This window comes from Thermus composti (assembly GCF_014647535.1).
In the GTDB taxonomy this organism is placed as follows: Bacteria; Deinococcota; Deinococci; order Deinococcales; family Thermaceae; genus Thermus; species Thermus composti.
Genome location: NZ_BMPJ01000032.1, coordinates 1 through 16,090, shown reverse-complemented (window position 1 = coordinate 16,090; position 16,090 = coordinate 1). Strand labels below are relative to the sequence as shown.

Genomic DNA, 16,090 nt, shown 5'->3' with positions numbered 1-16,090 from the left:
CACGTGCCCAATCGTCCCCACGTTCACGTGAGGCTTCGTCCGTACAAACTCGCCCTTCGCCATCTTCGCCTCCTTCTTACACGCCAAAGCCGCCCTGGGGTGCTCCCAGGGCAGAAAAAAGATGGAGCTCGCGGCCGGGCTCGAACCGGCGACCTCACCCTTACCAAGGGTGTGCTCTACCTGCTGAGCTACGCGAGCTCGTGGAGCGGGAGACGGGACTCGAACCCGCGACCCTCGGCTTGGGAAGCCGATGCTCTACCACCTGAGCTACTCCCGCATGGGGTGTGCTTGGGGCACACCGACTGGTGGGCAGGGCTGGATTCGAACCAGCGAAGGCATACGCCAACGGTTTTACAGACCGTCCCCTTTGGCCGCTCGGGCACCTGCCCACGCCCTTTTTTGGAGCCACCCAGGGGAGTTGAACCCCCAACCCCCCGATTACAAGTCGGGTGCTCTGCCGGTTGAGCTAGGGTGGCAGGACCGGGGATGGGACCCTGTCCGAGGGAATAGGCTAGCATACCCCAAGGTGAGTGTCAAGATAAGGGCATGCGCATCGTACCTTTTGGCGCCACCCGGGAGGTGACGGGAAGCTGCCACCTCCTCTTGGCGGAGGGAAGGCGAATCCTCTTGGACTGCGGGCTTTACCAGGGGCGGGGGGAAGAGGAGAAAAACCACGCCCCTTTTGGCTTTGACCCCAAGGGGGTGGAGGCCGTGGTCCTCACCCACGCCCACCTGGACCACGTGGGGAGGCTACCCAGGCTCTTCCGGGAGGGCTTCCGGGGCCCTGTTTACGCCACCCAGGCCACCTGGCTCCTCGCGCGGATCGTTTTGGAAGACGCCCTGAAGGTTATGGAAAACCCGCCCTTCGCCCCGGAAGACGTGGAGGAGGCCTTCCGCCACGCCCGGCCCCTGGAGTACGGGGAGTGGCTTAGGCTGGGGGACCTCACCCTCTCCTTGGGCCAGGCGGGGCACCTCCCGGGAAGCGCCTTCGTGGTGGCCCACGGGGAGGGCAAGGTCTTCGTCTACAGCGGGGACCTGGGGAACCGGGAAAAGGTGGTCCTCCCCGACCCCTCCCTGCCCCCCAAGGCCCACCTGGTCCTCTGCGAGGGGACCTACGGGGACCGGCCCCACCGCTCCTTCAAGGACACGGTGCGGGAGTTCCTCGAGGTCCTAGGGGAGACGCTAAGCCGGGGGGGAAAGGTCTTCATCCCCTCCTTCGCCGTGGAAAGGGCCCAGGAGATCCTCTTCCTCCTTTACGAGGAGGGCCACCGCCTCCCCAAGGCCCCCATCTACCTGGACTCCCCCATGGCGAGCCGGGTCTTGGAGCTCTACCCGAGGCTCGTCCGCTACTTCAGCGAGGAGGTGCAGGCCTATTTCCTTCAGGGGAAAAACCCCTTCCGCCCGCGCCATTTGGAGGTGGTGGAAAGCGTAGAGGCCTCCAAGGCCCTAAACCGGGAGCCCGGCCCCATGGTGGTCATCGCCGGGAGCGGGATGCTCTCCGGGGGAAGGATCCTTCACCACCTCAAGCACGGCCTTTCCGACCCCAAAAACGCCCTGGTCTTCGTGGGCTACCAGCCTCGAGGGGGCCTTGGGGCGGAGATCCTGGCCAGGCCCCAGGTCGTGCGGATCCTGGGGGAAGAGGTGCCCCTGCGGGCCAGCGTCCACACCCTGGGGGGGTTCTCCGGGCACGCGGGCCAGGACGAGCTTTTGGACTGGCTGGAAGGCCAGCCCCAGGTGGTCTTGGTCCACGGGGAGGAGGAGAAGCTTTTGGCCCTGGGGAAGCTTCTGGCCCTCCGGGGGCAGGGAGTGCGCCTGGGGGATTTCGGGGAGGGGATAGAGATCTAGGGCGCCGGGCGGAAGCCCAAGCCCTCCAGGACCATGCGGGTGGCGGGGCTTTTATTCAGGGTGTAGAAGTGGACCCCCTCCACCCCCGCCTCTAAAAGCTCCGCCACCTGGCGGATGGCGTGCTCCACCCCGATCTCCAGGACGGCCTTTGGGTCGTCCTGGTGTCGCTCCAGCTTGGCGAGGAGAGGCCCCGGGATGCTGGCCCCGCAGACCTCGGTGAAGCGGCGGAGCTGGGCGTAGCTGGTGATGGGCATGATCCCGGGGAGGATGGGGATTTCTATTCCCGCCCGCCGCGCCCTTTCCAGGAAGCCGAAGTAGTGGGCGTTGTTGAAGAAAAGCTGGGTGATGGCGAAGTCCAGCCCCGCCTCCACCTTGGCCTTGAAGTGGCGGAGGTCGGCCTCGAGGCTCTCGCTTTCCGGGTGCCCCTCGGGGTAGGCCGCCCCGCCCACGGAGACCCGGTCCCCGTAGCACTCCCGGATGAGGGCCACCAGCTCCCAAGCGTAGCGGAAGCCCTCCGGGTGGGGGCGGAAGACCCTCTCCCCTTTTGGGGGGTCCCCCCGCAGGGCCAGGATGTTCTCGGCCCCCACGGCCACGAAGCGGGAAAGGACCTCCGCCACCTCTTTTCGGCTCTGCCCGGCCACGGTGAGGTGGGCCAAGGGGTTGAGGCCCAGGGCCCGGATCCTCTCCACCCAGGCCACGCTCCTTTCCCGGGTGCTCCCCATGGCCCCGTAGGTGATGGAGACGAAGGCCGGGCGGAAGGCCTTGAGCTCGGCCATGGTACGGAAAAGCGCCTCCTCCCCCTCCGCCGTCTTCGGGGGAAAGAACTCAAAGGAGAAAAGGGGCCCCTGGCGGCTTCTGAGGAGGTCCCGTATTTTCATGCGAAGAAGTGTAGCCCCTCCCCCACCCCCGGTCAAGGGTGGCAGAATGAGGGCATGGTGGAAGTCCCCGAGATCCCCAGGGTGGAAAGCCTGGAGCTTCCCGCCAAGGAGACGGCCCTCATCGTGGTGGACATGCAAAACGACTTCGCCCACCCCCAAGGGGCCCTCTTCGTGCCCGAGGCCCCCAAAAGCGTCCCCGCCATCCAGCTTCTCCTGGAAAGGGCGAGGCAAGCGGGGGCGAGGGTGGTCTTCACCCAGGACTGGCACCGGGAGGACGACCCCGAGTTCCGCATCTGGCCCCGGCACGCCGTGGCCGGAACCTGGGGGGCGGAGATCCTCGAGGAGCTCAAGCCCGAGCCGGGGGACCTCGTGATCCAGAAGGTCCGCTACGATGCCTTCTACGGCACCCCCTTGGACCATTACCTGCACCTTTGGGGGGTGAGACACGTGGTGGTCACGGGAACGGTGGCCAACATCTGCGTCCTGCACACGGCGGGGTCGGCCGCCTTGCGCTGGTACAACGTGGTCCTCCCCGAGGACGCCACCAGCGCCCTCACCCCCTTTGACCTGGAGGCCACCTTGCGCCAGGTGACCTTCCTCTACCAGGGCAAGGTCACCCGGGCCGAGGGGGTCCGGTTTGTTTGAGCACCCCGTCCTCGCCGCCTTTTACAGGCGGTACGGCCCCGCCCCCTTCGCCCCCAACCCCTTTCCCCAAAGGCCCCCCTTCCGCGTGCTCGCGGAAAGCGTGGTGGCCCAGCAGCTCTCCACCCAGGCGGCCGCCCGCCTCACCGAGCGCCTCTTCCGCCTCGTCCCCCCCACGCCAAAGGCCTTCCTCGAGGCCCCCTTAGACCTCCTGCGGCAGGCGGGCCTCTCCCGGGCGAAGGCCTTGGCCCTAAAGGACCTTGCGGCCAAGGCGGAGGAAGGGCTCCTGGCCGGGCTTGACCGCCTGGAGGACGAAGCGGTGGTGGAGCGCCTCACCCGCGTCCGGGGGGTGGGGCCCTGGACGGCGGAGATGTTCTTGATGTTCGGCCTGGGAAGGCCCGACGTCTGGCCGGTGCGGGACCTGGGGCTTCGCCGGGCCGCAGCGCGCCTTTTTGGCGTGGCCCCCGAGGCCCTTCCCGCCTTCGGCGAGGCCTTCCGCCCCTACCGGAGCCACCTGGCCTGGTACCTATGGCGAAGCCTATCCTCCCCCTAAAGGAGGCCCTGGCCCCGGGCGAGGTCGCCCTTCTCCGCCTCCTCGAGGCCCGGGGCCAGGAGGTGGTCCCCACCTGGGTGGTGGACCTGGAGGCGGAGTTCTACCGCCTGGCCAACCTTCCCGAGAGGATCACGGCCCTCTTCCAAGGGGTCTTCGGCGTGCGCATTGACGAGGAGCTTCTCCTGGTGGCGGCGGAAGAGGCCCGGCGGGCGGTGCGGGAAAGCTACCTCCTCCCCGAGCGGGCCGAGGCCTTCCTGGAAGCCCTCAAAGGGCGGGGGCCCTTCCTCCTCCGCTACGCGGGGGAGGCGGAAGGGGAAAGGGCCTCCACCCCCCAGGAGGCCCTCTTCGCCCTGAAGCGGCTTTGGGCCCGGCGCTTTGCGGTGGAGGCCATCCTGGAGCGCTACCCCGCCCTTCTTCCCCCCTTCACCCCTGTCCTGGTCCAGGAGGTGGGGGGGGAGGTGGTGGAGGACCCCTTTCTTTCCCTGGACCTCTCCCGGGCCTTGGGGCAGGAAGTGGTGGCCTACGCCTGGCAGGGGAAGCTGGTGCGGGTAGAATCCCCCCATGGTGGATAGCCACGTCCACACCCCCCTCTGCGGCCACGCGGAGGGCCACCCCGAGGCCTACCTGGAGGAGGCGCGGGCCAAGGGGCTTAAAGGCGTGGTCTTCACCGACCACAGCCCCATGCCCCCCTGGTACGACCCGGGAAGCCGGATGCGCCTCGAGGCCCTCCCCTTCTACCTCCTCGCCCTGGAAAGGGTGCGGGAACAGGCCCAGGACCTCTACGTGGGCCTCGGCCTCGAGGCGGACTTCCACCCCGGCACCGAGGCCTTCGTGAGGACCCTCTTAAAAAGCTACCCCTTTGACTACGTGATCGGGAGCGTCCACTTCCTGGGGGCCTGGCCCCTGGACCACCCGGACCACCGGGAGGAGTACGCCTGGCGCAACCTGAAGGAGGTCTTCCGGGCCTACTTCCAAGAGGTGGAAAAGGCCGCCCAAAGCGGCCTCTTCCACGCCATCGGCCACCTGGACCTCCCCAAGAAGTTCGGCCACCGCCTCCCCGAGGAGGCCCTTTTGGAGCTGGCCGAGCCCGCCCTAAGGGCCATCGCCGAGGCGGGGCTTTTCCTGGACGTGAACACCGCCGGGCTCAGGAACCCCGCCCAGGAGATCTACCCCGCCCCCATCCTCCTCCGGCGGGCCCGGGAGCTTGGCATCGGGGTGGTCCTGGGCTCCGACGCCCACCGCCCCGAGCAGGTGGGCTTCGCCTTTCCCGAGACCGCGGCCCTCCTAAAAGAGCTGGGCTTTCAGGAGGCCTATTTCTTCCAGGAGGGGCGGCCTCGAGCCTACTCCCTGTCCAAGGCCTCGTAAACCCGTTTCCTCTCGGCCCCCAGGTCCAGGTCCTCCCGGTTTCCCCCCACGGCCTCGTAGGCCCGCACCGCCGCCACCAGGCGCGAGAAGGCCTCGGCGCAGGGGTCGGGGGCGGGGGCCTCGTACTCCATGAAGGTCACCCGCTCGTACTCGGGGCCGTACTCCTTGGCCTCCTCCTCCACGCACTGGCGGTAAGCAGCCAAGGCCTCGTCCACCTGGAACCGCGCTTGGGCCAACGCCATAACCCACCTCCCTAGGACTTACATTATAACACTAAGATTTTTTGCACGCTTGGAACCGTATCCGGGCGGAGGGCACCGGCCCCTCCTGGAAGCGCTCCTCCTTCCAGGGGTCCCCCCGCCAGTGGTAGCCCAGCCGCTCCCAGAAGCCGAGCTCCAGGTGGTCCAAAAGGAGGATGCGGCGCACCCACTTGGCGCTCTTCCAGGCGTAGAGGTGGGGCACGAGGAGGCGGACGGGGCCACCCCTTTCCGGGGGGAGGGGCTTTCCGAAGAGGGTGTGGGCCAGGATCACGTCCTCCTTCAAAAGGTCCTCCAAAAGGAGGTTGGTGGTGTAACCGCCGTAGCACTCCACCAAAGCCGCCACCGCCTCGGGCTTAGGGCGGGCCTCCTCCAAAAGGTCCTTAACCCGCACCCCCTTCCAGACCACGTCCAGGCGGCTCCAGCGGGTGACGCAGTGGAAGTCCCGGGTGAGTTCCACCTGGGGCCGGGCGAGGAGGTCCTCGTAGGTGAGGACGAGGGGCCTTTCCACGAGGCCTGTCACCTCGAGGCGCCACTCCTCCTTGGGGATCCTCGGGGTCTCCCCGTAGGTGAGGATGGGGAAGCGCTCGGTGACGAACTGGCCCGGGGGCACGCGGGGGTCCATGCCCCCAAGGTAGCCCCAAGGCCCTGGAGAAAAAGGGCGCCCGCTCACCGACTCCGGTAGGCGATGACCCGCGCCTTCTCCAAGGTGACGAGCCCTTCCCGCACCATCCCGTCCAGCACGGGAAGGAAGGCCCGGACCTTCTCCTCCGTGTCCACGATCTCCACCACCACGGGGAGGTCCTCGGAAAGCTGCAGGATCTTGGCGGTGTGGATGCGGGAGTGGGCCCCAAAACCCATGAAGCCCTTGAGGACCGTGGCCCCGGCAAGGTCCTGGCGGCGAGCCTCGAGGACGATGGCCTCGTAGAGGGGCCTCCCCTCGTAGCGGTCCGACTCCCCCAGGAAGACCCTAAGGAGAAGGGCCTCGCCCTCTAGCCGCATGCCCCTAGCCTAGCACCCCGCCCAGGCGGTACCCCGCCAAAACCAGGAGAAGCCCCAGGAGAAGGCTTCCCAGGGCGTAGAGGAAGGCCTTGCCCGCCTCACCCCCCTGGAGGAGGGCCAGGGTCTCGTAGCTAAACGAGGAGAAGGTGGTGAACCCCCCCAGGACCCCCACCGCCAGGAAGAGCCGGGCCTCCCCGGAAAGAACCCCCTCCAGGGAAAGCCGGAGGCTCAGGCCGATGAAAAAACTCCCCAGGGCGTTCACCATCAGGGTGCTATAGGGGAAACCGGGCCCCAAGGCCCCCTGGACCCAGGCCCCAAGCCCGTAGCGCAAAACCGAGCCCAAAGCGCCTCCCAGGGCCACCAGGAGGTAGCGCTCCACCCCCAAAGTATATTGGGGCCATGAAGCCCAAGACCCTCTCCCCCATCCTCACCGCCAAGGGGGTGCGGCTCGCCATCGCCGTGGGCCGCTTCAACGAGCGGGTGACCAAGCTCCTTCTGGAAGGGGCCCTCGAGGCCTACGCCCGGCTTGGGGGGGACCCCGCCGAGGTCCTGGTAGCCTGGGTCCCGGGCTCCTTTGAGCTTCCCCTGGTGGCCAAGCGCCTGGCCCAAAGGCCCGACGTGGACGCGGTGGTGGCCCTGGGGGCGGTGATCCGGGGGGAGACCCCTCACTTTGAGTACGTGGCCGCCCAGGCGGCGAGCGGCCTCATGCAGGCCATGCTCCAGACGGAAAAGCCCATCGTCTTCGGCGTCCTCACCACCAACACCCCCGAGGAGGCCCAGGAGCGCGCGGGAGGCAAGGCGGGAAACAAAGGGGCCGAGGCGGTCTTCACCGCCATTGAGATGGTGCGCCTTCTGGAGGCTATTTCCCGGTGATGATGGCCCGGGCGTAGCGCAGGTGCAGGTAGAGGAAGCACCCCAGGCAGAAGCCGAAGGCCAGGTTGACGAAGGCCAAAAGGGCCACGAGGAGGGCGAGGACATAGCCCAAGGGCTTCAGGCCGAGGAGGAGGGCCAAGGAGGCAAGCCCCAGGAAGACGGCCCCCAGAAAGCGGGCGAAGCGGTGAGGTCTCGGGTCCTCCTCCACGAGCTGCGGGGGAATGCGGAGGAGGCGCTTCAGGGCCACCATCAGGTCCCAGGGGGTGTGCTGGCTCGCCATGAGGAGGAAGAGGAGGTAAACGAGCCAGGGCTGGTCCAAAAGGGCCGCCAGGGGCAGAAGGAGGACGAGGAGGGCCTGGTTGAAGCGGAGCTGGTTCCGGTCCGTCCGCATGGGGTTCACTATACACCTGAGTCCGTGAAAGATAGGGGTAAAAGGCACAGTGCCCGTGGCAGAATGGGGGCGTGGTCCCCCTCCTCACCACCCCCCTTCCCGTCCCCCACGGCTTCACCACCCGGCTTGGGGGCGTCTCCCAGGGCCCCTTCGCCAGCCTCAACCTCTCCGCCGCCACCGGGGACGACCCCGAACGGGTGGCGGAAAACCAAAGGCGGGTCCTGGCCGCCTTCGGCCACCCCAAGGTGGCCGCCCTAAAGCAGGTGCACGGCACCCGGGTCCACCTCGTGGAAGGCCCGGGCACCTGGGAAGGCGACGGCCTCCTCACCCGCACCCCGGGCCTCCTCCTCCGGGTGGGGGTGGCGGACTGCTACCCCCTCCTCCTCTACCACCCCGAAGGCCTTGTGGGGGCGCTCCACGCGGGCTGGCGGGGGGTGGTGGGGGGATCCTGCCTAGGGCCCTCGCCCTTTTGGAGGAAGCGGGCCTGGACCCCAAGGCGGTCCACCTGGCCATAGGCCCGGGGATCGGGGGGCGGTGCTACCAGGTGGGGGAGGAGGTGGCCGAGGCCTTCGCCCAGGCGGGGCTTTCCGCCTTCACCCCCGACCCCAAGGCCCCGGGGAAGTACCTCCTGGACCTGGAAAAGGCCCTCCTCCTCCAGGCCCAGAGGGCGGGGCTTAGCCCAGAGCGCATCTACCGGGTAGGGCTTTGCACCCACTGCACCCCCACCCTCTTCTCCCACCGCCGCGACCGGGGGAGAACGGGGCGGATGTGGGGGCTGGTGATGCTCCCCGTGGCACAATAAGGGCGTGCTCTTCCCCAGGGCGGTCCTTCCCTCCCTCCTCCACCTCACCCCGGAGTGGCTTAGGGCCCGGGGGCTTAAGGGGGTGATCCTGGACCTGGACAACACCCTTCTCCCCTACGGGGAGGAGGATCTTCCGCCGGAGTTTCGGGCCTGGCTTGCCTCCCTAAAAGCGGAAATGCCCCTCTACCTCCTCTCCAACGCCCTCCCCGAGCGCTTCGCCCGGGTGCAGAAGGCCCTGGGCCTGCCGGGCCACGCCCCCGCCTTTAAGCCCTGGTTCGGCTTCCGCAAGGCCCTGAAGGCCTTGGGCCTTCCCGCCAAGGAGGTGGCGGTGGTGGGGGACCAGGTCTTCACCGATGTCCTGGGGGGGAACCTGGTGGGGGCCTACACCGTCTTGGTGCCCCCCTTGCGGGAGCGGGAGTTCTTTTACACGCGTTTCATAAGGATGCTGGAAACTCCCTTCAGAAAACCCTGGGGAGGAACCTCATGAGCGTGCTGACCATCGGCGACAAGCGGCTGGGAGCGGTGCTTTTGGACGCGAGCGTCCTCACCGACGAGGAGCTCCAGATGGCCCTGGAGCGGCATCGGGAGGTGGGGGGAAACCTGGCCGAGGTCCTGGTGAACATGGGCCTGGTCTCGGAGAAGAGAATCGCCCAGGTCATTGAGGACCACTTCGGCATCCCCTTGGTGGAGCTCCACCAGATGGAGATTCCCCCCAAGGTGAAGGCCCTCCTTCCGGCGGAGAAGGCCAAGGAGCTTCAGGCCATCCCCTTCGCCCTGGACGAGGAGGCGGGGGTGGTGCGGGTGGCCTTCGTCAACCCCCTGGACACCCTGAGCCTCGAGGAGGTGGAGGACCTCACCGGCCTCGTGGTGGAGCCCTACCAGACCACCAAGAGCGCCTTCCTCTACGCCCTAGCCAAGAACTACCCCGAGCTCGGCCTCCCCCTCCCCCCCCCACCCGCAGGCCCTAGCCAAGGGGAGCTCCGGCTGGGGGAGCTTTTGCTGCAGAAGGGCCTGGTGGACCGGGCCACCCTGGAGGAAGCCCTGAAGGAACAGGAGAAAAGCGGGGACCTCCTGGGCCGGATCCTGGTGCAGAAGGGCCTTTCCGAGGAGGACCTCTACCGGGCCTTGGCGGAGCAGAAGGGCCTGGAGTTCCTGGAGAGCACCGAGGGGCTCACCCCCGATCCCAGGGCCGCCGAGCTCCTCCTCAGGTCCGACGCCCTCCGCTTTAGCGCCGTGCCCGTGGGCTTCCGGGAGGGAAAGGTGGAGGTGGTCCTGGCCGACCCCCGGCACAAGGAAGCGGTGGAGGAGCTTTTGGGGCGGCCCACCCGCTTCTACCTCACCCCGTCCAAGGCCTGGGAAGCCCTCTTCCACCGGGCCTACCCGGAAAGGGGCCGCCTGGGGGAGGTTTTGGTGCAGGAGGGCCGCCTTTCCCGGGAGGACCTGCGGGAGGCCCTGGAGGTCCAGCGCCGCCTGCCCAAGGCCAAACCTTTGGGGGAGATCCTGGTGGAGCTGGGCCTCGTCCGCCCCGAGGACGTGGAGGAGGCCCTGAAGAAGCAGCGCCAAGGGGGAGGAAGGCTGGAGGACACCCTGGTCCAGTCGGGGAAGCTCAAGCCCGAGGCCCTGGCCCAGGCGGTGGCCACCCAGCTGGGCTACGCTTACATTGACCCCCAGGAGAACCCCCCGGACCCCAGCGCCGCCTTGCTGATCCCCGAGGAGCTGGCCCGGCGCTATGGGGTCTTCCCTCACCACCTGGAGGGGAAAAACCTCGTCCTCCTCATGAAGGACCCCAGGAACGTCATCGCCCTGGACGACGTGCGCTTGGCCCTCAAGCGCAAGGGCCTGAACTACGAGGTGGTCCCGGCGGTGGCCACCGAGGCCGCCATCGTCAAACTCATTGAGCGCTTCTACGGGAGGGAGGAGCTCACCGAGCTGGCCAAAGAGCTTTCCCAGGTAGCGCGCCAGGAGGAGGAAGCCCTCCCCGCCGAGCTGGACGAGAGCGCCGCCCAGCGCTTCGTCAAGCAGGTGATCCGCGAGGCCTACCTTCAAGACGCCTCGGACATCCACATTGAGCCCCGCCAGGCGGATGTCCTGGTGCGCCTAAGGATTGACGGCGCCCTACGCCAGTACACCACCTTGCCCAGAAACGCCCTCAACCCCGTGATCAGTGTGATCAAGATCATGGGGGGCCTCAACATCGCGGAAAGGCGCCTCCCCCAGGACGGCCGGGTGCGCTACCGGGAAGGGGCCATTGACGTGGACTTGAGGCTTTCCACCCTGCCCACGGTCTACGGGGAAAAGGCGGTGATGCGCCTTCTCAAGAAGGCCAGCGACATCCCGGAGATTGAACAATTGGGCTTCGCCCCGGGGGTGTTTGAGCGCTTCAAGGAGGTGATCTCCAAGCCCTACGGGATCTTCCTGATCACCGGTCCCACGGGCTCGGGCAAAAGCTTCACCACCTTCTCCATCCTCAAGCGCATCGCCACCCCCGACAAGAACACCCAGACCATTGAGGACCCCGTGGAGTACGAGATCCCCGGGATCAACCAGACCCAGGTGAACCCCCAGGCGGGCCTCACCTTCGCCCGGGCCCTAAGGGCCTTCCTCCGCCAGGACCCCGACATCATCATGGTGGGGGAGATCCGGGACTCCGAAACGGCCAAGATCGCCACCGAGGCCGCCCTCACCGGCCACCTGGTCATCGCCACCCTCCACACCAACGACGCCGCCCAGGCCATCACTCGCTTGGACGAGATGGGGGTGGAGCTCTTCAACATCTCCGCCGCCCTCATCGGCGTCCTCTCCCAGCGCCTGGTGCGCCGGATCTGCGACCACTGCAAGGTGGAGGTGAAGCCTGACCTCGAGGTCCTAAAGCGCCTTGGGCTTCCCGAGGCCGAGATCCAAGGGGCCAGGCTCTACAAGGGCATGGGGTGCGAGCGGTGCGGCGGCACCGGCTACAAGGGCCGCTACGCCATCCACGAGCTTCTGGTGGTGGACGACGAGATCCGCCACGCCATCGTTTCCGGGAAGTCCGCCACGGAGATCAAGGAGATCGCCCGCAAGAAGGGCATGAAGACCTTGCGGGAAGACGGTATCTACAAGGCCCTCCAAGGGATCACCACCCTCGAGGAGGTCCTGGCCCGTACCATTGAGTGAAGGAGGCCGGTATGCCCAAGACGCCCGATATCGTGGACCTTCTTACCCTGGCCGTGGAACGGGGGGCGAGCGACCTGGTGATCACCGTGGGCCTTCCCCCCATGATCAAGGTGGACGGGGAGTTCCACCCCACCGAGTACGAGCCCCTCACCCCCCAGGAGACCCGCCGCCTCATGTACGCCCTCATGGACGAGAAACAGCAGCGGGTCTTTGAAGAGGAGAAGGAACTGGACTTCTCCTTTAGTCTCCCGGGCAAGGGGCGCTTCCGGGTGAACGTCTTCCTGCAAAGGGGAAGCGTGGGCGGGGTCTTGCGGGTGGTGCCCGCTCAGATCAAGAGTTTTGAGGAGCTGGGCCTCCCCAAGGTCATCGCCGAGATCGCCATGAGCCCAAGGGGCCTCGTCTTAGTGACAGGCCCCACGGGAAGCGGTAAAAGCACCACCTTGGCCTCCATGATTGACTACATCAACGAGCGCCGGGCCTGCCACATCGTCACCATTGAGGACCCCATAGAGTTCTTCCACAAGCACAAGAAGGCCATCGTCAACCAGCGGGAAATCGGCGCCGACACCAAGGACTTCCACCGGGCGTTGCGCTCGGTCCTCCGCCAGGCCCCAGACGTCATCCTGGTGGGGGAGATGCGGGACTACGAGACCATCGCCGCCGCCATCACCGCCGCCGAGACGGGGCACCTCGTCATGGGCACCCTCCACACCAACTCCGCCCCCGAGACCATTGACCGCATCGTGGACGTTTTCCCGGAGAACCAGCAGGAGCAGATCCGGGTGCAGCTTTCCAACAACCTGGTGGCGGTCCTCACGCAACAGCTCCTGCCCAAGGCCTTCGGCGGGGGAAGGGTCTTGGCCTATGAACTCATGATCGCCACCCCCGCCGTTAGGGCCCTGATCCGAGAAGGTAAGAGCCACCAGCTAAGGAGCGTCATCCAGACCGGGGGCCAGTACGGGATGATCACCATGGATGCCTCTTTGGCCGACCTTTACAAGCGCAAGCTCATCACCTATGAGATGGGGCTTGCCCGGGCCATAGATCCCAAGGAGTTCGCCCGCTTGGCGGGGGTCCCGGAAGGGAGCAGGCGCTAAGTACCCCACCGCAGCTAAAGCTGCGGTGGGGGCCCCAAGAGGGGCTTCCCAAGCCTGTTGCGAAACCACCGTGCGGCCCCTTAGTTGGGGTAGACTTTAGGCCATGTACGAAGCCGTCATCGGCCTCGAGGTCCACCTGCACCTGAAGACCCGGACCAAGGCCTTTTGCGGCTGCCAAGCCGATTACTTCGGGGCCGAGCCCAACACCCACGTCTGCCCCGTCTGCCTGGGCCTTCCCGGAGCCCTCCCCGTGCCCAACCGAAAGGCGGTGGAGTTTGGCCTTAGGCTCGCCCTGGCGCTAGGGAGCGAGATCCCACCCAGGCTCGTCTTCCACCGGAAGAACTACTTCTACCCCGACCTCCCCAAGAACTACCAGATCAGCCAGTACGACCTCCCCCTAGGGCAAGGGGGAAGCCTCCCCTTGGGGAAGCGGGCGGTGCGCATCAAGCGCCTCCACCTGGAGGAGGACGCCGGCAAAAGCCTCCATCTGGAAGGAAGAACCCTTCTGGACCTTAACCGGGCGGGAAGCTCCCTTATAGAACTGGTCACCGAGCCCGACCTTAAGACCCCGGAGGAAGCCCGGCTTTTCCTGCAGCGCATCCAGGCTTTGGTCCAAACCCTGGGGATCTCCGACGCCTCCCCCGAGGAGGGCAAGCTCCGGGCCGACGTAAACGTGAGCGTGCGCCGGGTAGGGGAGCCTTTAGGCACCAAAGTGGAGATCAAAAACCTCAACTCCTTCAAAAGCGTGCAACGGGCCCTGGAGTACGAGATCCGCCGCCAAACCGAGATCCTGAGGCGGGGGGAGAAGGTGAAGCAAGCCACCATGGGCTTTGAGGAGGGGAGCGGCAAGACCTACCCCATGCGCACCAAAGAGGAAGAAGCCGACTACCGCTACTTCCCCGAGCCCGACCTGCCCCCCGTGGCCATCCCCCGGGACTGGCTTGAGGAGGTGCGGCGAAGCCTTCCCGAACTCCCCTGGGAAAAGGAGGCCCGCTACCGCGCCCTGGGCATCAAGGAAAAGGACGCCGAGGTCCTGGCCTACACCCCCGCCTGGGCCCGCTTCTTTGATCAAGCCCTAAAGACCGGCCTCGCCTCCCCCCAGGCCCTGGCCAACTGGCTTTTGGCGGACGTGGCGGGGCTTCTGAACGAAAGGGGCCTGGAGCTCACCCAGACCCACCTCACCCCCGAGGGCTTCGCCCGCCTGGTGGCCCTCTTTGAGGGGGGAAGGATCACAAGCCGGGTGGCCAAGGAGCTCCTCCCCGAGGTCCTCGAGGGCCAAGACCCCGAGGCCTTGGTGCGGGCGCGGGGGCTTGGGGTGGTGGCGGACGAGGGGGCGCTCAAGGCCCTGGTGGCCGAGGTCATCGCCGCCATGCCCGAGGCGGCGGAAAGCGTCCGCCAGGGCAAGCTCAAGGCCCTGGACGCCCTGGTGGGCCAGGTGATGCGCAAGACCCGGGGCCAGGCCCGGCCCGACCTGGTGCGCCGCCTCCTCCTGGAGACCCTTGGGGTAGGATAGGGCCGATGCGCTACGAGGAGGCCGGGGTCCACATAGAGGCCAAGGCCAAGGCCCTAGAAGGGGCCAAGGCCGCCATCGCCGCCACCTACACCAAGGAGGTGCTAAGGGGCCTTGGGGCCTTTGGGGGGCTTTTTGACGCCCAGGTCCTAAAGGGCATGGAACACCCGGTTTTGGTGGCCACCACCGACGGGGTGGGCACCAAGACCCTTCTGGCCCTCGAGGCGAAGGACGTCTCGGGCCTAGGCTTTGACCTGGTGAACCACTCGGTGAACGACCTCCTCTGCCAGGGGGCTAGGCCCCTCTTCTTCCTGGACTATTTAGCGGCAAGCCGCCTAGAGGAAGGCGTTCTGGCCGCCCTCTTAACCTCCCTGGCCGAAGCCTGCCGCGCCCACGGCATCCCCCTTCTGGGCGGGGAGACCGCCGAGATGCCCGGGGTTTACCGGGAGGGGGCCTGGGACATCGCCGGCACCCTGGTGGGCGTGGTGGAGCGGAAGGCGATCCTGGGCCCCGAGCGGGTGCGGGAGGGGGACGTCCTTTTGGGCCTCCCCTCCTCCGGCCCCCACACCAACGGCTACTCCCTCATCCGCAAGGTGGTGGCGGGCCAGGACCTTTTTGCCCCTATCCCTGAGCTTGGGGAAAGCCTGAAAGAAGCCCTCCTCCGCCCCCACCGGGCCTACCTGGAGGAGTTCCGCCTTCTCCAGGAAGCGGGGGTGGAGATCCACGCCATCGCCCACATCACCGGCGGGGGACTACCGGAAAACCTCCCCCGGGCCCTTCCCGAAGGCCTCGGCGCCGAGGTGGTCCGGGGAAGCTGGCCCATCCCCCCCATCTTCCCCTACCTCCAGCGCCTGGGCGGGATCCCCGAGGAGGAGATGTACCGGGTCTTTAACATGGGCCTCGGCCTCATCCTCATCCTCCCCGAGGGGGAAGCGGAAAAGGCCCTGGACCTTGTAGAGGGCTACCGGGTGGGCCGGGTGGTCGCCGGCGCCGGGGTGCGGCTGGTATGAAGGAGCTCTGGTTCATCCGCCACGGGGAAACGGAGTGGAACGTCAAAAAGCTTTTCCAGGGGCACTTGGACATCCCCCTCTCCCCCACGGGCATCGGCCAAGCCTTCCGCCTGGCCCAAAGGCTAGCCAAAAGCGGCCTACCCTTTAACGGGCTTTTCGCCTCCGACCTGCAGCGGGCCCGGCAGACCGCCGAGCCCATCGCCTCTTTATTGGGGCTTTCCCTAATCACCACACCCCTTCTCCGGGAGATTGACGTGGGGGAACTTGCGGGGCTAAGCCGGGAAGAGGCGGAAGCCCGCTACCCCGCCTTTGTGCAGGCCGCCGTCGCCGACCCTTGGAACACCCCAAGGCCCAAAGGGGAAAGCATGGCCGACGTGGCCCGGAGGCTAAGCCGTTTCCTCGAGGGCCTTCCCCCCGGGCGCCACCTTCTCATCACCCACGGCGGCGTGGTGCGGGCGGCCCTGAAGCTGGCTCTGGACCTGGAAGGCCAGGCCTGGCGCCGCTTCCACATCCCCAACACCTCCATCACCCGAATCCTCCTACCCCAAAAGGAGGTGTTGAGCGTCTCCGACGCCGCCCACCTAGAAAGCTGGGCCGACTGGCTTTCCGACGAAAGCCTAGGCTAAAAGCGAACCCCCCCTGGGCTTTAGGCCCAGGGGGGGCAGGTTTGGAGCGGGAGACGGGACTTGAACCCGCGACCCCGACCTTGGCA

18 protein-coding genes, 4 tRNA genes and 1 pseudogene are annotated in these 16,090 nt (G+C 67.0%); 13 read left to right on the top strand and 10 right to left on the bottom strand.

Annotated features, from left to right (window positions below; genetic code table 11):
- Nucleotides 1-122: 122 nt before the first annotated feature.
- The 4 genes from IEX93_RS10210 to IEX93_RS10195 all read right to left on the bottom strand — a co-directional run bounded on the left by IEX93_RS10210 (nucleotide 123) and on the right by IEX93_RS10195 (nucleotide 476).
- A tRNA-Thr gene (locus IEX93_RS10210) sits at nucleotides 123-198 on the bottom strand.
- Between the two features lie 3 nt (nucleotides 199-201).
- Nucleotides 202-277: transfer RNA gene (locus tag IEX93_RS10205), tRNA-Gly, on the bottom strand.
- A gap of 26 nt (nucleotides 278-303) precedes the next feature.
- A tRNA-Tyr gene (locus IEX93_RS10200) sits at nucleotides 304-389 on the bottom strand.
- Nucleotides 390-400: 11 nt separating this feature from the next.
- Nucleotides 401-476 (bottom strand) — tRNA-Thr (locus IEX93_RS10195).
- Between the two features lie 70 nt (nucleotides 477-546).
- Here IEX93_RS10195 and IEX93_RS10190 point away from each other — a divergent pair.
- Nucleotides 547-1,845, top strand: coding sequence for an MBL fold metallo-hydrolase (locus IEX93_RS10190; RefSeq protein ID WP_188848095.1), 1,299 nt, complete (start codon nucleotides 547-549; stop codon nucleotides 1,843-1,845).
- On the opposite strand, the gene metF is transcribed toward IEX93_RS10190, so the two are convergent.
- A complete protein-coding gene (metF, locus tag IEX93_RS10185) occupies nucleotides 1,842-2,723 on the bottom strand; it encodes a methylenetetrahydrofolate reductase [NAD(P)H] (protein WP_188848094.1) in 882 nt (293 codons plus the stop codon). The two genes, IEX93_RS10190 and metF, sit on opposite strands and share 4 nt — an antisense overlap.
- Nucleotides 2,724-2,777: 54 nt before the next feature.
- Between metF and IEX93_RS10180 the strand changes: the two genes are divergently transcribed.
- Genes IEX93_RS10180 through IEX93_RS10165 form a run of 4 tightly spaced genes read left to right on the top strand, consistent with a single transcriptional unit; the run spans nucleotide 2,778 to nucleotide 5,283 of the window.
- A complete protein-coding gene (locus IEX93_RS10180) occupies nucleotides 2,778-3,368 on the top strand; it encodes a nicotinamidase (protein ID WP_188848093.1) in 591 nt (196 codons plus the stop codon).
- Complete coding sequence (locus IEX93_RS10175) at nucleotides 3,361-3,918, top strand: DNA-3-methyladenine glycosylase family protein (RefSeq protein WP_188848092.1); 558 nt, start codon at nucleotides 3,361-3,363, stop codon at nucleotides 3,916-3,918. The genes IEX93_RS10180 and IEX93_RS10175 overlap by 8 nt, the downstream gene beginning before the upstream one ends.
- Complete coding sequence (locus tag IEX93_RS10170) at nucleotides 3,894-4,490, top strand: hypothetical protein (protein WP_188848091.1); 597 nt, start codon at nucleotides 3,894-3,896, stop codon at nucleotides 4,488-4,490. The genes IEX93_RS10175 and IEX93_RS10170 overlap by 25 nt, the downstream gene beginning before the upstream one ends.
- On the top strand, nucleotides 4,480-5,283 hold the full coding sequence (locus IEX93_RS10165; RefSeq protein ID WP_188848090.1) for a histidinol-phosphatase HisJ family protein: 804 nt from the start codon (nucleotides 4,480-4,482) through the stop codon (nucleotides 5,281-5,283). The genes IEX93_RS10170 and IEX93_RS10165 overlap by 11 nt, the downstream gene beginning before the upstream one ends.
- Here IEX93_RS10165 and IEX93_RS10160 read toward each other — a convergent pair.
- Genes IEX93_RS10160 through crcB form a run of 4 tightly spaced genes read right to left on the bottom strand, consistent with a single transcriptional unit; the run spans nucleotide 5,259 to nucleotide 6,921 of the window.
- Nucleotides 5,259-5,525 carry a hypothetical protein gene (locus IEX93_RS10160; RefSeq protein WP_188848089.1) on the bottom strand — a complete coding sequence of 89 codons (267 nt, stop codon included), beginning with the start codon at nucleotides 5,523-5,525 and terminating at the stop codon, nucleotides 5,259-5,261. The genes IEX93_RS10165 and IEX93_RS10160 overlap by 25 nt on opposite strands.
- Nucleotides 5,526-5,556: 31 nt before the next feature.
- Nucleotides 5,557-6,165 carry a sulfite oxidase-like oxidoreductase gene (locus tag IEX93_RS10155; RefSeq protein WP_188848088.1) on the bottom strand — a complete coding sequence of 203 codons (609 nt, stop codon included), beginning with the start codon at nucleotides 6,163-6,165 and terminating at the stop codon, nucleotides 5,557-5,559.
- 44 nt (nucleotides 6,166-6,209) lie between these two features.
- Nucleotides 6,210-6,542 (bottom strand): DUF190 domain-containing protein, encoded by a 333-nt coding sequence (locus tag IEX93_RS10150; RefSeq protein ID WP_188848087.1) that lies wholly within the window; start codon nucleotides 6,540-6,542, stop codon nucleotides 6,210-6,212.
- Nucleotides 6,543-6,546: 4 nt separating this feature from the next.
- A complete protein-coding gene (gene crcB / locus IEX93_RS10145; protein ID WP_188848086.1) occupies nucleotides 6,547-6,921 on the bottom strand; it encodes a fluoride efflux transporter CrcB in 375 nt (124 codons plus the stop codon).
- 20 nt (nucleotides 6,922-6,941) lie between these two features.
- Between crcB and ribH the strand changes: the two genes are divergently transcribed.
- Entirely contained in the window at nucleotides 6,942-7,415 is a 474-nt protein-coding gene (gene ribH / locus IEX93_RS10140; RefSeq protein WP_188848085.1) for a 6,7-dimethyl-8-ribityllumazine synthase, read from the top strand.
- Here ribH and IEX93_RS10135 read toward each other — a convergent pair.
- Nucleotides 7,402-7,806 (bottom strand): DUF4395 family protein, encoded by a 405-nt coding sequence (locus IEX93_RS10135; RefSeq protein ID WP_188848084.1) that lies wholly within the window; start codon nucleotides 7,804-7,806, stop codon nucleotides 7,402-7,404. The two genes, ribH and IEX93_RS10135, sit on opposite strands and share 14 nt — an antisense overlap.
- A 71-nt stretch (nucleotides 7,807-7,877) precedes the next feature.
- Between IEX93_RS10135 and pgeF the strand changes: the two are divergent.
- From pgeF to IEX93_RS10100, 7 genes and pseudogenes are all read left to right on the top strand, one after another.
- Nucleotides 7,878-8,608, top strand: a pseudogene (pgeF, locus tag IEX93_RS10130) (peptidoglycan editing factor PgeF).
- 4 nt (nucleotides 8,609-8,612) lie between these two features.
- The gene (locus IEX93_RS10125; protein WP_188848083.1) at nucleotides 8,613-9,095 is read left to right on the top strand and encodes a YqeG family HAD IIIA-type phosphatase; all 483 of its coding nucleotides are present in this window, start codon (nucleotides 8,613-8,615) and stop codon (nucleotides 9,093-9,095) included.
- Nucleotides 9,092-11,761, top strand: coding sequence for a type IV pilus assembly ATPase PilB (pilB, locus tag IEX93_RS10120; RefSeq protein WP_188848082.1), 2,670 nt, complete (start codon nucleotides 9,092-9,094; stop codon nucleotides 11,759-11,761). The genes IEX93_RS10125 and pilB overlap by 4 nt, the downstream gene beginning before the upstream one ends.
- An 11-nt stretch (nucleotides 11,762-11,772) precedes the next feature.
- Entirely contained in the window at nucleotides 11,773-12,858 is a 1,086-nt protein-coding gene (locus IEX93_RS10115) for a type IV pilus twitching motility protein PilT (RefSeq protein WP_188848081.1), read from the top strand.
- Between the two features lie 103 nt (nucleotides 12,859-12,961).
- A complete protein-coding gene (gene gatB / locus IEX93_RS10110; protein ID WP_188848080.1) occupies nucleotides 12,962-14,371 on the top strand; it encodes an Asp-tRNA(Asn)/Glu-tRNA(Gln) amidotransferase subunit GatB in 1,410 nt (469 codons plus the stop codon).
- A 5-nt stretch (nucleotides 14,372-14,376) separates the two neighbouring features.
- A complete protein-coding gene (purM, locus tag IEX93_RS10105) occupies nucleotides 14,377-15,378 on the top strand; it encodes a phosphoribosylformylglycinamidine cyclo-ligase (protein WP_188848079.1) in 1,002 nt (333 codons plus the stop codon).
- Nucleotides 15,375-16,004: a histidine phosphatase family protein gene (locus tag IEX93_RS10100; protein WP_188848078.1), complete on the top strand. Its 630-nt coding sequence runs from the start codon at nucleotides 15,375-15,377 to the stop codon at nucleotides 16,002-16,004. The genes purM and IEX93_RS10100 overlap by 4 nt, the downstream gene beginning before the upstream one ends.
- The last annotated feature ends 86 nt before the right edge of the window (nucleotides 16,005-16,090 follow it).

Bases quoted from the DNA above. Each gene is read 5' to 3' on its own strand.
- ribH (WP_188848085.1), top strand. From the start codon at position 6,942: ATGAAGCCCAAGACCCTCTCCCCCATCCTCACCGCCAAGGGGGTGCGG.
- IEX93_RS10180 (WP_188848093.1), top strand. From the start codon at position 2,778: ATGGTGGAAGTCCCCGAGATCCCCAGGGTGGAAAGCCTGGAGCTTCCC.
- metF (WP_188848094.1), bottom strand. From the start codon at position 2,723: ATGAAAATACGGGACCTCCTCAGAAGCCGCCAGGGGCCCCTTTTCTCC.
- gatB (WP_188848080.1), top strand. From the start codon at position 12,962: ATGTACGAAGCCGTCATCGGCCTCGAGGTCCACCTGCACCTGAAGACC.
- IEX93_RS10135 (WP_188848084.1), bottom strand. From the start codon at position 7,806: ATGCGGACGGACCGGAACCAGCTCCGCTTCAACCAGGCCCTCCTCGTC.
- purM (WP_188848079.1), top strand. From the start codon at position 14,377: ATGCGCTACGAGGAGGCCGGGGTCCACATAGAGGCCAAGGCCAAGGCC.
- IEX93_RS10190 (WP_188848095.1), top strand. From the start codon at position 547: ATGCGCATCGTACCTTTTGGCGCCACCCGGGAGGTGACGGGAAGCTGC.
- IEX93_RS10100 (WP_188848078.1), top strand. From the start codon at position 15,375: ATGAAGGAGCTCTGGTTCATCCGCCACGGGGAAACGGAGTGGAACGTC.
- pilB (WP_188848082.1), top strand. From the start codon at position 9,092: ATGAGCGTGCTGACCATCGGCGACAAGCGGCTGGGAGCGGTGCTTTTG.
- IEX93_RS10165 (WP_188848090.1), top strand. From the start codon at position 4,480: ATGGTGGATAGCCACGTCCACACCCCCCTCTGCGGCCACGCGGAGGGC.
- IEX93_RS10170 (WP_188848091.1), top strand. From the start codon at position 3,894: ATGGCGAAGCCTATCCTCCCCCTAAAGGAGGCCCTGGCCCCGGGCGAG.
- IEX93_RS10115 (WP_188848081.1), top strand. From the start codon at position 11,773: ATGCCCAAGACGCCCGATATCGTGGACCTTCTTACCCTGGCCGTGGAA.
- IEX93_RS10150 (WP_188848087.1), bottom strand. From the start codon at position 6,542: ATGCGGCTAGAGGGCGAGGCCCTTCTCCTTAGGGTCTTCCTGGGGGAG.
- IEX93_RS10160 (WP_188848089.1), bottom strand. From the start codon at position 5,525: ATGGCGTTGGCCCAAGCGCGGTTCCAGGTGGACGAGGCCTTGGCTGCT.
- IEX93_RS10155 (WP_188848088.1), bottom strand. From the start codon at position 6,165: ATGGACCCCCGCGTGCCCCCGGGCCAGTTCGTCACCGAGCGCTTCCCC.